Consider the following 12,731-nt stretch of genomic DNA (forward strand, 5'->3'; position numbering starts at 1 on the left):
GCTCAATTACCGGCCACGGATCGGCCACCCCACAATTTCCCAGGCAGGACTCTGTGCTCGAATCCGTGACTTCCGCAGCCCTGGCCAGCGCCATGGACGGGCTGGCCCTGCGCCAACGCGCCATCGCGAACAACATCGCGAACGTCAACACCCCCAATTACCACGCCAAGCGCGTCAGCTTTGAAGCTGCCCTTGCCGCGTCGGTGCAGTCCGGGGACGGCCATGCCGAGGCCACAACAGCGTCCTCGCTCGAGCCGACCCAGCTCAACGGCAACAACGTCAACCTGGATACGGAGACCCTCTCCAACATCGACACGGTGCTGCGCTTCCAGTTCGCCGCCCGTGCCATCGGTGGGGAATTCAACGCCGTGCGCTCCGCGATGAGGACCAACTGATGACTTTCGACGCAATCGGCATCGCCGGATCCGCCCTGACCGTGCACCGCAAGTGGCTCGACGCCGTCTCAGACAACCTGGCCAATATGAACAACGCCTCCGCAACGTCCGGCCCCGCGTTCCGCGCCAAGTACGTCGAAGCAGCCGAAGGCGCCGAGGGGACCGGCGTGTACGTCAAAGCGACCCAGCTGGGCGACGCCACCGGGCGCATCGTCTACCAGCCGGACCACCCCCTCGCCGACGCCAACGGCAACGTCAAATACCCGGACATCGACATGGCCGAGCAGATGGGCGCTCTGATCATCGCCCAGCGCGGCTACCAGGCCAACGCCCAGGTCGTGGACCGCGCCCGCGAGACCTACCAGGCCGCCCTTGAGATTGGAAGATCCTGATGCCTGTTCCCCCTATCGCCCCGGTCCAGGGTGCCCTTCCCACGGACTACCTCGCCGGCGCAGCCTCGGTGCCCGCAACGGACGGCTCCGGATTCGCTTCTTCCCTCACCGGCGCCGTTGACAACCTCCAGCAGCTGCAGTCGACGTCGAAGCAGCTCGCCGTCTCCGCCGTGACCGGCAACCTGGACGACATCCACAACGCCACCATCGCTGCGAGCCGCGCCCAGATCACGCTCGAGCTCGTGGCCACGGTCCGGAACAAGGGCGTTGACGCGTTCAACGAGATCATGAGGATGCAGGCCTGATGCCTCCGCAGATTACCGTCTTCTTCCAGCGCTTCGGCGCCGGTCTCAAAGGCTTCACCACCGGCCAACGCACCCTCGCCGTCATCGGCGCCGCCCTCCTGGTGGTCGGCATTGTGGCCCTCTCCGCCTGGCTCACCCGCCCCACCCTGGCGCCGCTGTTCTCCGGCCTCAAAGACACCGACGCCAACGGCATCGTGGAGCAGCTGCGCAAGGACAACGTTCCCTACGAACTCAGCGACGGCGGCTCCACCATCCTCGTGCCGCAGGACAAGGTCTACGACGAGCGCCTGAAGGCCGCCGCCGCCGGCCTCCCGACCGCAGCAGCCACGGGCTACTCCCTGTTGGACAAGATGGGCGTCACCTCCTCCGAGTTCCAGCAGTCCGTCACCTACAAGCGCGCTCTCGAAGGCGAACTGGCCAGCACCATCTCCGCCATGGACGGCGTGAAGACCGCCGCCGTCCGGCTCGCGATTCCGGAAAAGACCGTCTTCGTCTCCAAGACCCCGGACACCACCGCCTCCGTTTTCGTGGAGACCGCCCCGGGCGTCACGCTCTCCGGCGACAAGGTCCAGGCCATCGTGCACCTCACCTCCGCCGCGATCGAGAACCTCAAGCCCGCCAACGTCTCCGTGGTCGACTCCCAGGGCAACGTACTCTCCACGGTAGGCGGCGGGGCCGCAGGGTCCTCCTCCAAGCAGGCCTCCGACTACCAGCAGCGCACCGGCGACGCCGTCCGCGCCGTCCTCGACCGCGTGGTCGGTCCCGGCAACTCCACCGTGGCGGTCGCCGCGGACATCACCGGCGAGTCCGCCCAGCAAAAGAGCGAGACGTTCTCCAACACCCCCGGCGCGCTGCCGCTGAGCGAATCCTCCAAGACGGAAAAGTACAGCGGCACCGGCGGAGGCGCCGCCGGCGTCCTCGGGCCGGACAACATCGCGGTTCCCGGTGACACCAGCGGCAACGGCAGCTTCGACTCCACCACCGCGACCAAGAACAACGCCGTCAACAAAGTCACCGAGGACCGGGTGATCCCGCCGGGCGCCGTCAAGCGCCAGACCATTTCGGTGGCCGTCAGCCAGTCCGCCGCGGGCGGCCTGAACATCGGCTCGCTGACATCGCTGGTGACCTCCGCCGCCGGCGTCGACAAGGCCCGGGGCGACATCGTCACGGTTGAAGTCATCCCGTTCAGCACGGCTGCCGCGGACCAGGCCAACGCCTCCCTCGAAGCGGCCAAGGCCGAGCTCGAGGCGCAGAAGCAGCAGGCCTTCTTCAGCACCCTGGTCACCGCCGGCAGCATCCTGCTCGGACTCCTGATCCTCGCCCTGATCATCATCGTCATCCTGCGCCGCCGGCAGAAGCGTGAACCCGTGGACCTGGGCGAACGGCTGGACATGCTGCCCCCGATCCCCGCGGTCACCGCCTTCGACCCCGCGCCCGCGACGTCGGCCATCCCGCTGACGGCCCTGCCGCTGCAGCCGCTGCCGACACCGCCGATGGAGGTCCTCGAAGCCGAACGCCGCATGCAGGAGATCGACAACATGGTCGCCGCCAACCCGGAAAAGGCAGCCGACTACCTCCGCGGCCTGATGGATGACAGGCAGCCCGTATGAAACTCGCCGACTCGACCTTCACCGGGACCCAGCGCGCCGCCGTCGTCCTGATGCAGATGAGCCCGCCCAACGCGGCCAAGGTGATGGCACAGTTCACGGACACGGAGGCCGAAGAAATCGCCGCCGAGATCGTCCGGCTCCGCAAGGTCGACCCGGAAGTCGCCGAACAGATCATGAAGGACTTCCACGAGGCCGCCCTCAGCGGCCCGCGGCAGGCACGCGGCGGCCGCGAGCTCGCCGAGGGCTTGCTTGAGGCCTCCTTCGGGTCCGAGAAGGCCGCCGGCCTGATCAACCGGCTGACCGTCAACATGGCCGGCAGGTCGTTCGAATTCCTCGAAGACATTGAACCGGTGCAGATCCTCGCACTGATCGACGGCGAACTTCCGCAGACCATCGCGCTGGTCCTGGCCCACCTGAGCCCGCGCAAGGCCTCCGCCGTGATGTCCGGACTGCCCGGCACGCTCCGGGCCGACGTCGCGCTCAGCATCGCCACGATGGGCTCCGGCGCGCCGGAAGCCATCGGCATCGTCGCCGACACGCTGAAACTGCGCGGTGGCGCGGCCGTTTCGCAGCAGGCCTCCAAGGTGGTGGGCGGCATCGCGCCGCTGCTGGAAATCATCAACCGCACCGACGCAGGCACCGAACGGTCCGTCCTGGACGGCCTGGATCTGCTGGACCCGGACCTCGCCGTGGAAATCCGCGCCCAGATGGTCACCTTCGAGGACATCGTCAAGCTGGAACGCCGCGACGTGCAGCTGGTGCTCCGCGGCCTGGACGCCTCCGTGCTTGCCGTGGCCATGAAGGGCGCCTCGGAACCGGTCCTGGAAACCATCACCACCAACGTTTCCGGACGCAACCTGGAAATCCTCGAATCGGAAATCGCGGCGCTGGGACCGCTGCGCGCCTCGCAGATCGAGGAGGCGCGGGCCGCCGTCGTCCGCTCCATCCGCGAACTCGATGCCGAAGGCCAGATCACCATCCAGCGCGGGGACGAAGAAGACTATGTTTACTGACGGGGCGCGCACCGGCGGGGCCGCCGCCGAGAGCGCCCCTGCCCGCATCGTCTTCCCCTCGCTGCGCTCCAGCGGACCGGCCAAGGAGCAGGCCGGCTACACCGAGGGCCACGCCGCCGGCTACGCCGCAGGAGTCCGCGCCGCCGCCAAGGAACAGCGCCGCTGGCGCGACCGGATGGCTGCCGAGCAGGCCGCCGCGCTCGCCGCCGGGCAACAAGACCTGGACCGCGCCGTCCGCGCGCTCGCGGTGGCCCGCGCCGACTTCGCGCACCGCAACGTCCAGGCCCTGCACGACGCCGAGGAAGTCCTGGCCCGTACCGCGCTGGAGCTAGCCGAAGCCATCCTTGGCTATGAGCTGGCCGAAGGCACCCGGACCGCGCGCGCCGCCCTCAGCCGCGCCCTGTCCGGAAACGACGCCGCCACCGTACTGGCCATCCGGCTGCACCCCGCCGACATCGAGGTCCTCGCCAAGGAAGGCCAGGACACCCCGGCCGGCCTGCCCCTGCTCGCCGACGCGTCGCTGCTGCGCGGCGACGCGAAGGTGGAGTACCAGCAAGGCTGGCTGGACGCCAGCCTCGGCAGCGCCCTGGCCCGGGCCAAGGCCGCCCTTCTGGGGGACCAGCAGTGGGCCGCCGCTGACAACCTTTCCGGCGGCCGGGCATGATCGCCCAGTGGCGCCCCAAGGGTGAGGACTTCGCCGCAGCACTCGCCGCGGCCGCGCCGCAGCGCGTCGGCACCGTCACCTCCGTCATGGGCCTGGGCCTTGAAGTGTCCGGACTGGACTGCGCGCTCGGCGACCTGGTCACTGTGGGGGAGAACCCCGGGCTCGACGCCGAGGTAGTGGCCGCACTCGACGGCGCCGTCCGCTGCATGCCGCTGGGACGACTCGCCGGCGTCGCCGCCGGCGACCCCGTCCGGGCCAAGGGCGGCACCGTGCTGGTCCCCACGGGTGCGGGCCTCTTCGGCCGCGTCATCGACGGCCTCGGCCGCCCGATCGACGGCAAGGGCCCGCTGCTCAGCGGCCCCCGCGTGTCGATCGATAACGAAGCGCCGAACGCCATGAAACGTGCCCGGATCAACACCGCGCTGCAAACCGGCGTCCGGGTGCTGGACACCATGACCACCCTGGGCAAGGGCCAGCGCATGGGCCTGTTCGCCGGCTCCGGCGTCGGCAAATCCTCGCTGCTGTCCATGATCGCCCGGGGCACCGACGCCGAAGTGTCGGTGATCGCCCTCGTGGGGGAACGCGGCCGTGAAGTCCGCGAATTCCTGGAAGACGACCTCGGCCCGGCCGGGCTGGCCCGCTCCGTCGTCGTGGTCGCCACCTCCGACGAACCGGCGCTGATGCGCATGCGCGCCGCGTTCACCGCCACCCGGATCGCCGAATCCTTCCGCGACCAGGGCCAGGACGTAGTGCTCATGATGGATTCCCTGACCCGGGTGGCCATGGCCCAACGCGAGATCGGTCTCTCCGCCGGCGAACCGCCCGCCACCCGCGGCTACCCGCCCTCGACCTTCTCCATCCTGGCGCGGCTGCTGGAACGCGCCGGCACCGCCGAAACCGGCTCGGTGACCGGCATCTACACCGTGCTGGTGGACGGCGACGACCACAACGAACCGATCGCGGACGCCGCCCGGTCCATCCTCGACGGCCACGTGGTGCTGGACCGCAAACTCGCCGTGACGGGGCATTTCCCGTCCGTGGACGTGCTGGGCTCCGTCTCGCGCGTAGCCTCCAAGGTCAACGCCCGGCACCACCTCGACGCGGCCTCCGCGCTGCGCCGTGTCCTCGCGGCCCGCAAGGGCGCCCAGGACCTGATCGACGTCGGCGCCTACCAGGCCGGGACCAACCCGTTGGTGGATGCCGCCCTGGCGCATGAGGAATCCGTTAGCGGGTTCCTGCAGCAGCCGATGGACGAGTCCACCCCCCACCCCGAGTCCTGGCGTCAGCTGGACCACCTCACTTCAATCCTGGGAGCCGCGGCATGAACCGGCAATTCTCGCTCGCGGGGCTGCTGCGCCTCCGCCAGATCCAGCAGGACCAGGCCGCCTCCGGGCTGGCCAGCGCCCGTTCCCGGTCCAGCTCCGTCCGCGCCCGGGAAGCGTCCGCCCGCCGGCAGTTGGGCGCCTCGGACGAGGACATTGTCAGCTCGGCATCTCTGCGTGCTGTCGCCGCGTCCCGTTCGGCGTCCCACAGCATGCTCGCGGACCTGCAGAACCTCGCCCGCGTCGCCGAGACCGACGAGGCCACCGCACGCGAGGAATTCATCGCCGCGCGCACCCGCTCCGTCGGCCTGGAAAAGCTGCAGGCCCGCCACCAAGCCGAAGTGAACGCCGCGGAGCTGAGTGCCGAACAGTCCGCGCTGGACGAGATTTCCTCGACGATCTGGCACCGGGACGAACAGCAGGTGCGCTCATGAGCCTGACCGAGGCGCTGGGCCGCATGCAGGGCATCCAGTCGATGATCGCTGAACTGACCCGCCCAGCGCAGACCGAAAGCACCGCAGCGGCGCTGAAGTCCGCCGCTGCGACATCCCTTGCCACCGGGACCGGAACCGGCGACGCCGGCTCCTTCACCGACGCGCTCACCGCGGCCCTCGGCGGCAGCGCCGCAACCGCCGGCGCGGACACCACCGGGCTGTCCGGTGGCCTGGGACTGGGCGGCTCCGCGGGACTCGGGGCGTTGACCGGGCTCACCGCGCCGGCCGCCGTCACCACCCCGGTTCGGGTTGGGGCCGGAACCGCGACCGGTACGGACGTGGTGGCGATGGCTAAGAAATACATTGGCGTGCCTTACGTCTGGGGCGGCACCAACCCGGCCACCGGGATGGACTGCTCCGGCTTCACCCAGCGGGTCTTCAAGGACCTCGGCGTCGAGCTTCCCCGCGTCGTGAGCGACCAGATGAAGCAAGGCACCCCGGTGGCGTCCCTCGCCGAGGCCAAACCGGGCGACCTGCTGATCAGTTTCGGCGGGAACCACATTTCCATCTACCTCGGCAACGGCAAAGCCATTGACGCGCCGGTGCCGGGCAAGACCATCCAGATCCGCGACGCCTGGGAACAGCAGTCCAACCTGACCTCGATCCGCCGGATCGTCCCGGCCGGAGGTGGCTCGTGAAGGGCGCGGCTTCGATGGACCTGGCGTCGGCGCTTGCCGCGGTGCCGGTGCAGGCCCGCGGTGCCCAGCAGGGGAGCCGTACCAGCACCGAGGGCGGATCGTCCGACGCCGGTGCGTTTGGGTCCGTGCTGAGCGACGCCGTGAGCCAGGAGGCGGCCTCCGCCGCCGCGCCCATCGTTCCCTCAGGTTTGGTGTCTTCCGGTCCGGTCGTTCCCTCAGGTTTGGTGTCTTCCGGTCCGGTCGTTCCCTCAGGTGTGGTGTCTTCCGGTCCGGTCGCTCCCTCAGGTGTGGTGTCTTCCGGTCTGGTCGTTCCCTCAGGTGTGGTGTCTTCCGGTCCGGTCGTTCCCTCAGGTTCGGTGTCTTCCGGTCTGGTCGTTCCCTCAGGTTCGGTGTCTTCCGGTCTGGTCGTTCCCTCAGTTTCGGTGTCTTCCGGTCCGGTTGCTCCCTCAGGTTCGGTGTCTTCCGGTCTGGTCGTTCCCTCAGTTTCGGTGTCTTCCGGTCCGGTCGCTCCCTCAGGTTTGGTGTCTTCCGGCCCGGTCGCTCCCTTAAACGCCGCATCGGCCACCGAAAACGGTGCCGCGGCAATGACGACGGTCGCGACCCAGGGTCCGGGCCCCGCGACCGCACCGACCGACGCGCCGGCGGAAGACCTGCCGGCGTCGGCTTCCGACTCCACCGCCAGCGCCGTCTCTGCCTTGGGCTGGCTCAATCCCGGCGCCTTGGGAGTGCCGGGCGTGAATCATCCTCCCGCTGCTGCCGTAGCGGACGTCGTCAAAGCGGAGGCGGGTACCGGCCAGGCAGTAACAGTGGCAGGGGTCGCCAAGAATTCGGGCCTCCCACTCGCGCAGTCACATGACGTCCCCCGCCCGGAGCCGGTCGCTGCAACTGCGAATCAAATGGTTACACTGCCGGGCAGCGCAGTTGCCTCCAGCGCCGTCCCTGCCGAGCAGGCTGCCTCCACGCCGGTGATGTCGGCGGCAGCCGTGCCGCTGCGGCCTGCCGTGCGGGCGGAAGCCAGCCCGGTGCCGACCGCGGTTCAGACCGCAGGCGCCGCCGCCGACCCGGCCAAAACAACGGCAGGTGAAAAGGCCGGCCCGGGTACGACTCCCTCGATGCCCCGGCTCGTCATGCCCGGAACTTTCAACACGGCCAGCACGGCGACCGCCACGCCCGCCGGCGTGGTGGCGGCCGGCGTCGTCGTCGGAACGGGAACTGTGCGCGGCACCACTGCCGCCGCCCCCGCGGACCGCGCGCCCGCTGCCGCCGTCCCCACCGACAGCGCGGCTGCGGCCGGCGCCGCCGGCGCGGCAGCGGTGACCCCGTCCGCGCCCGGTCCGGTATCCGGCACACCAGCGCCAGCGGCGCAGGCTCCGGTTCCGACGCCGGCCCAGCAGCCCGCCCTCCAGCCGCAACTGGCCAAGCCGCTATTCACCCTCGCCGGGGCGCCGCACGGCCAGCACATCATGACCTTGAAGGTCAGCCCGGAGGACCTGGGACCGCTGACCGTGCGCGCCCACATCGACGGAGCCGGCGTGCGGATCGAACTGTTCGCGCCCGGGGACACCGGCCGGGAGGCCCTGCGCGGGATCCTCCCCGAACTGCGCAAGGAACTCGCCGACGCCGGCTTCGGCGCCAGCCTCGACGTTTCGGACCACAGCGGGCCGGCCGGCGGGGGCCGGGACGCGGGGCAGGCCGCAGGTCAGGGAACCGGAGGACGCGAAGCCTCCCAAACCGGCGGCGGCGGCCCGGGAACAGGGGGCCGGAACGGACCCGGCGAATCCCGGCCGGGACACCGCTGGGACGCCCTCGCGGACGAAGCCTCGCTGCGCACCGCCAGGATCCTGAACGGCGCTCAAACCACCCTCGACATACTTGTCTGACACGAAGGAACCCGACCCATGACCATCCAGCCCATCGCCCCCCAGCCGATCACGGCCGCGGGGACGACCCCGGAGGCTGCTGCCGTCCGGGCGCCCGTGCAGTCCATGGACGCCAACGTGTTCATGACCCTCCTCGTGGCCCAGCTCAAGAACCAGAACCCCAGCGCCCCCATGGACACCAACCAGATGATGGCCCAGACCATCCAGCTCTCCATGATGGAAAAAATGACCGAACTGACTTCCAACAGCAAGGAGGGTTTCTCCCTCCAGATGCGCTCGGCCGCAGCCCAGCTGATCGGCCACTCCGTCGACTACACCCTCGCCGACGGCACCACCGGTACCGGGCTCGCCAGCTCAGTGTCCTTTGCCGGCACGGTGCCAACCGTCAAGGTCGGCGACCTGTCCATCCCCCTCGACTCCATCAGCGGCCTCACCGCGCCGGCCGCGTCCTAACCAGTTCCTCCCGTAGAAAGGCAGTTCCCATGCTCCGCTCGCTGTACTCCGGAATCTCCGGCCTTCGTGCCCACCAGACCATGCTGGATGTCACCGGCAACAACATCGCCAACGTCAACACGGCGGGCTTCAAGGCGTCCTCCACGCAGTTCCAGGACACCCTGTCACAGATGACCCAGGGCGCCTCCGCGCCGCAGGGGGAGTCCGGCGGCAGCAACCCGGCGCAGATCGGCCTCGGCGTCCGTGTCGCCGGCGTGAGCACCAACTTTGCCCAGGGCTCCTCGCAGAGCACCGGCCGCGCCACGGACATGATGATCTCCGGCGAGGGCTTCTTCGTCACCAGCAAGGGCGGCCAGCAGCTGTTCACCCGCGCCGGATCCATGACTTTCGACGCCGCCAGCCAGTTGGTTAGCCCCGACGGCGGCATCCTGCAGGGCTGGACGGCCAACGCCGGCAAAGTGGACCAGGCCGGCGCGATCGGCGACATCACCCTCAACCCGAACACCATGATCGCGACCCCCACCACCACGGTGACCCTGGACGGGAACCTGCCCGGCGAAGCCGCGGTCGGAGACAGGCTTGACCGCATGGTCAAGGTTTACGACGCCACCGGCAAGGACAGCCAACTGACCCTTACGTTCGTGAAGCAGACTGCTACTTCCTGGGGTGTGTCCAGCACCGGGGGAGCCCCCTTTGAAGGCACCATGAACTTCACCGACGGGAAACTGACCACCCCCGCTACTCCGAGTACTCTGACCGTCGGCGGCAAGACCCTTGACGTGGGCCAGGTCTCGGCCTACTCGGGCATGAGCTCGCTGACTGTTGCCGGCCAGAACGGCGCCCCCGTGGGCAAGCTGGAGTCCTTCACGCTCGGCAACGATGGGTCCCTGATCGGATCCTTCAGCAACGGCACCAAGCAGGTGCTCGCCAAAATCGCGCTGGCCAAGTTCACCAACGCCGCGGGTCTGGAGAAGGCAGGCGGCTCCTCCTACGTCGCCACCGCCAACTCCGGCAACGTCCAGCTGGGCGCGGCAGGCGACCCCGGCATCGGCACCCTTGCCGGCGGCTCCCTGGAAATGTCCAACGTGGACTTGTCCCAGGAGTTCACGAACCTGATCGTCGCCCAGCGCGGCTTCCAGGCCAATGCCCGCATCATCACCACATCCGACGAGGTCCTGCAGGAGCTAGGCAACCTCAAGCGCTAACCGCACCCCAAGTCCACGGGCGTCGGCGAGGCGCAGGGGACAGCTACGGGCCTCATCCCGCACCGAGGCCCGGGCTGTCCCCTCGGATGCGCCCGTTCGCCGGCAAACACGGTGCCCGCCATGCCGCGGCATGGCTGCTTTTTCGCACCGGTTTTGGAAAAGCGCGGCGCGGTCGGACGGACGCTGCTCGGATCCGGGGGGCGCAGGTCCGGTTCCGCCGCCGGTGTCCGTTGCCGTAGCGAAATTCGTGCCGCCGTCGTCTCCGGACCCTTTTCGCGTGTCCGGGCCACGCCTAACGAAACTGCGGGTGCGGCCGACAGTAAGGGGAGAACACCCCTTTCCCGCCGCTTGGCCGCACCGCCAGGCAGTCCCCAGAGCAGAATCGGCCCATGATCGTTGTTACTCGCCTGAACGGAACGCGCTTCGCGGTCAATCCGGACCTGATTGAACGGATCCACGAGAGCCCGGACACCCACCTGATAACGCTCGACGGCGCCGCCTACGTTGTGCTCGAAAGCCTCGCCGAGGTGGTGGAACTGATTGCCGACTACCGCGCCTACGTCCTGAGCAAGGCTCGGGACTTTCCCGTGGTCACCGGCTTCCCGCTGAGCCTGGTCCCGCCGGCGGGACCGGACGACGACGCCGGCACCACTGCACCTGAACCACCAAGGAAGTAACCATGGATCCCGCAACAGCCGTCGGACTCCTCCTCGCCTTTGGCTCCGTCATCGCCATGGTGCTCATTGAAGGCGGCAGCATCACCGCCCTGCTGCTGCCCGGGCCCCTGATCCTGGTCTTCGGAGCCACCCTGGCGATCGGGCTGGCCGGCAACACCCTCAAGGACGTCATCCAGGCCTTCAAATCCGTGCCGGCAATGTTCATGGGAAAGACGTCAAAGCCGCAGGAAAGCATCGACCAGATGGTCCGCTTCGCGGAAAAGGCGCGCGCCGAGGGCCTGCTCTCACTCGAGGAGGAGGCGGCAAGCGTCAAGGATCCCTTCCTGGCCCGTGCCCTGCAGAACATCGCCGACGGCACCGACGCCGAGGACCTCCGGATGCAGATGGAGGACGAGATCGACACGAAGTCGCGCAGCGACCACGCCTCGTCGAAGTTCTTCGCCAGCCTCGGCGGCTACGCCCCCACCGTAGGCATCGTCGGAACTGTCGTGTCCCTCACCCACGTCCTGGAAAACCTCTCCAAGCCGGATGAGCTGGGGCACATGATCGCTGCCGCGTTCGTCGCGACCCTGTGGGGCCTGCTCTCCGCCAACTTCATCTGGCTGCCGTTCAGCGCGCGTCTGGCCCGGCTCTCGGAGCTGGATATCGAACGCAGGACGCTCATCATGGAGGGAATGCTCGCCGTGCAATCCGGCGCCCAGCCGCTGCTGCTCGCCGAACGGCTCCGGTCCATGGTCCCCGAGCACCAGCTCAAGAGCGCCGCCAAGGGCCGCAAGGCGCCCGGCGGGGACGGCCCTGCGGAGTCGATGGACACGGCCGCGTGAGCGGACGCCGGCGGCCGCGCAAGAAACCCGAAGCCCACCACGTCGACGAGCGCTGGATGGCCTCCTACATGGACATGGTCACAGTGCTCATGTGCCTCTTCATCGTCCTCTACGCCATGTCCACGGTCGATGCGAACAAGTTCGAGAAGCTGCGCAACTCGCTCGCCACGGGGTTCGGGGCGGTTGCCTCCGAGACCGTGGACACCGCCTCGGGTACGGTGGTCCCGCCCGAATTTGTCAACAAGGACCTTGAGGCCTTTGCCGCCGTCCAGTCGGAAGACAAGAAGGCCCAGGACTCGGCCCTCGCCGCGGCCAAGAAGGAAGTCGACCGGCTGAAGGCCCTGGAGCAGAAGATGAAGGCCGGCCTGGCAGCCGCCGGGTTGAGCCAGAACGTCGAGTTCCAGATCGACCAGCGCGGGCTGACGGTCAAGCTGGTCGGCTCGCAGGCCTTCTTCGCCCCCGACCGGCCCGAACTGACGGCCCGGGCGTCCCGCGTGCTGGAGATCATCTCCCCGATCCTCCGCACCGCGGCCCTGGAAATCATGGTGGAAGGCCACGCAGCGAAGGGCATCACGGCGTACCCCTCCACTTGGGAACTGTCCTCGGCGCGGGCCGTCAACGTGCTGCGCCACATGGTGGACCGCGGCGGAATACCGCAGAAACTGATCGGCGCCGTGGCCTTCGGTTCTGCCCGGCAGGTCAACGATGATTCGACGCCGGCGCTCATGGAGCGTAACCGCAGGGTGGACATCGTGGTGATCTCGGACAAGCCCGACGTCGTCCGGGCCCTCATCCCGAAGGCGCTGAAGCTGAGCCAGAAGTAGGCGGGCCGCTGCCGTCGGGCGGTCGGAAGGAACTG

15 protein-coding genes are annotated in these 12,731 nt (G+C 68.9%); all 15 read left to right on the forward strand.

The annotated features are described in order from the left end of the window. Positions 1-53: 53 nt before the first annotated feature. Positions 54-395, forward strand: a complete 342-nt coding sequence (locus tag ACUYM2_RS03460; protein WP_481598805.1) for a flagellar basal body rod protein FlgB — start codon at positions 54-56, stop codon at positions 393-395. Next, positions 395-787 (forward strand): flagellar basal body rod protein FlgC, encoded by a 393-nt coding sequence (locus ACUYM2_RS03465; protein WP_481598806.1) that lies wholly within the window; start codon positions 395-397, stop codon positions 785-787. The genes ACUYM2_RS03460 and ACUYM2_RS03465 overlap by 1 nt, the downstream gene beginning before the upstream one ends. Further along, complete coding sequence (gene fliE / locus ACUYM2_RS03470) at positions 787-1,092, forward strand: flagellar hook-basal body complex protein FliE (RefSeq protein WP_481598807.1); 306 nt, start codon at positions 787-789, stop codon at positions 1,090-1,092. Before ACUYM2_RS03465 ends, fliE begins: the two co-directional genes overlap by 1 nt. Continuing rightward, entirely contained in the window at positions 1,092-2,702 is a 1,611-nt protein-coding gene (fliF, locus tag ACUYM2_RS03475; RefSeq protein WP_481598808.1) for a flagellar basal-body MS-ring/collar protein FliF, read from the forward strand. Before fliE ends, fliF begins: the two co-directional genes overlap by 1 nt. Continuing rightward, complete coding sequence (fliG, locus tag ACUYM2_RS03480) at positions 2,699-3,715, forward strand: flagellar motor switch protein FliG (protein WP_481598809.1); 1,017 nt, start codon at positions 2,699-2,701, stop codon at positions 3,713-3,715. The genes fliF and fliG overlap by 4 nt, the downstream gene beginning before the upstream one ends. Beyond that, positions 3,705-4,379, forward strand: a complete 675-nt coding sequence (locus tag ACUYM2_RS03485) for a FliH/SctL family protein (protein WP_481598810.1) — start codon at positions 3,705-3,707, stop codon at positions 4,377-4,379. The genes fliG and ACUYM2_RS03485 overlap by 11 nt, the downstream gene beginning before the upstream one ends. Continuing rightward, positions 4,376-5,704, forward strand: coding sequence for a FliI/YscN family ATPase (locus ACUYM2_RS03490; protein WP_481598811.1), 1,329 nt, complete (start codon positions 4,376-4,378; stop codon positions 5,702-5,704). The genes ACUYM2_RS03485 and ACUYM2_RS03490 overlap by 4 nt, the downstream gene beginning before the upstream one ends. Beyond that, a complete protein-coding gene (locus tag ACUYM2_RS03495) occupies positions 5,701-6,135 on the forward strand; it encodes a flagellar FliJ family protein (RefSeq protein WP_481598812.1) in 435 nt (144 codons plus the stop codon). Before ACUYM2_RS03490 ends, ACUYM2_RS03495 begins: the two co-directional genes overlap by 4 nt. Continuing rightward, positions 6,132-6,833 (forward strand): C40 family peptidase, encoded by a 702-nt coding sequence (locus ACUYM2_RS03500; RefSeq protein WP_481598813.1) that lies wholly within the window; start codon positions 6,132-6,134, stop codon positions 6,831-6,833. The genes ACUYM2_RS03495 and ACUYM2_RS03500 overlap by 4 nt, the downstream gene beginning before the upstream one ends. An 896-nt stretch (positions 6,834-7,729) precedes the next feature. Beyond that, the gene (locus ACUYM2_RS03505; RefSeq protein ID WP_481598814.1) at positions 7,730-8,713 is read left to right on the forward strand and encodes a flagellar hook-length control protein FliK; all 984 of its coding nucleotides are present in this window, start codon (positions 7,730-7,732) and stop codon (positions 8,711-8,713) included. 18 nt (positions 8,714-8,731) lie between these two features. After that, entirely contained in the window at positions 8,732-9,166 is a 435-nt protein-coding gene (locus ACUYM2_RS03510) for a flagellar hook assembly protein FlgD (protein ID WP_481598815.1), read from the forward strand. Positions 9,167-9,195: 29 nt separating this feature from the next. Further along, complete coding sequence (locus ACUYM2_RS03515; protein ID WP_481598816.1) at positions 9,196-10,371, forward strand: flagellar hook protein FlgE; 1,176 nt, start codon at positions 9,196-9,198, stop codon at positions 10,369-10,371. Between the two features lie 389 nt (positions 10,372-10,760). After that, the gene (locus tag ACUYM2_RS03520; RefSeq protein WP_481598817.1) at positions 10,761-11,048 is read left to right on the forward strand and encodes a flagellar FlbD family protein; all 288 of its coding nucleotides are present in this window, start codon (positions 10,761-10,763) and stop codon (positions 11,046-11,048) included. A 2-nt stretch (positions 11,049-11,050) separates the two neighbouring features. Next, a complete protein-coding gene (locus tag ACUYM2_RS03525) occupies positions 11,051-11,872 on the forward strand; it encodes a motility protein A (RefSeq protein ID WP_481598818.1) in 822 nt (273 codons plus the stop codon). Next, a complete protein-coding gene (locus ACUYM2_RS03530) occupies positions 11,869-12,696 on the forward strand; it encodes an OmpA/MotB family protein (protein ID WP_481598819.1) in 828 nt (275 codons plus the stop codon). The genes ACUYM2_RS03525 and ACUYM2_RS03530 overlap by 4 nt, the downstream gene beginning before the upstream one ends. Positions 12,697-12,731: the final 35 nt, after the last annotated feature.

Source organism: Arthrobacter sp. SD1074B (assembly GCF_056780195.1).

Excerpts from the sequence above, each read along its gene's own strand:
- fliE (WP_481598807.1), top strand. The coding sequence starts at position 787 with ATGCCTGTTCCCCCTATCGCCCCGGTCCAGGGTGCCCTTCCCACGGAC.
- ACUYM2_RS03515 (WP_481598816.1), top strand. The coding sequence starts at position 9,196 with ATGCTCCGCTCGCTGTACTCCGGAATCTCCGGCCTTCGTGCCCACCAG.
- ACUYM2_RS03525 (WP_481598818.1), top strand. The coding sequence starts at position 11,051 with ATGGATCCCGCAACAGCCGTCGGACTCCTCCTCGCCTTTGGCTCCGTC.
- fliF (WP_481598808.1), top strand. The coding sequence starts at position 1,092 with ATGCCTCCGCAGATTACCGTCTTCTTCCAGCGCTTCGGCGCCGGTCTC.
- ACUYM2_RS03500 (WP_481598813.1), top strand. The coding sequence starts at position 6,132 with ATGAGCCTGACCGAGGCGCTGGGCCGCATGCAGGGCATCCAGTCGATG.
- ACUYM2_RS03520 (WP_481598817.1), top strand. The coding sequence starts at position 10,761 with ATGATCGTTGTTACTCGCCTGAACGGAACGCGCTTCGCGGTCAATCCG.
- ACUYM2_RS03485 (WP_481598810.1), top strand. The coding sequence starts at position 3,705 with ATGTTTACTGACGGGGCGCGCACCGGCGGGGCCGCCGCCGAGAGCGCC.
- fliG (WP_481598809.1), top strand. The coding sequence starts at position 2,699 with ATGAAACTCGCCGACTCGACCTTCACCGGGACCCAGCGCGCCGCCGTC.
- ACUYM2_RS03505 (WP_481598814.1), top strand. The coding sequence starts at position 7,730 with ATGGTTACACTGCCGGGCAGCGCAGTTGCCTCCAGCGCCGTCCCTGCC.
- ACUYM2_RS03510 (WP_481598815.1), top strand. The coding sequence starts at position 8,732 with ATGACCATCCAGCCCATCGCCCCCCAGCCGATCACGGCCGCGGGGACG.
- ACUYM2_RS03495 (WP_481598812.1), top strand. The coding sequence starts at position 5,701 with ATGAACCGGCAATTCTCGCTCGCGGGGCTGCTGCGCCTCCGCCAGATC.
- ACUYM2_RS03465 (WP_481598806.1), top strand. The coding sequence starts at position 395 with ATGACTTTCGACGCAATCGGCATCGCCGGATCCGCCCTGACCGTGCAC.
- ACUYM2_RS03490 (WP_481598811.1), top strand. The coding sequence starts at position 4,376 with ATGATCGCCCAGTGGCGCCCCAAGGGTGAGGACTTCGCCGCAGCACTC.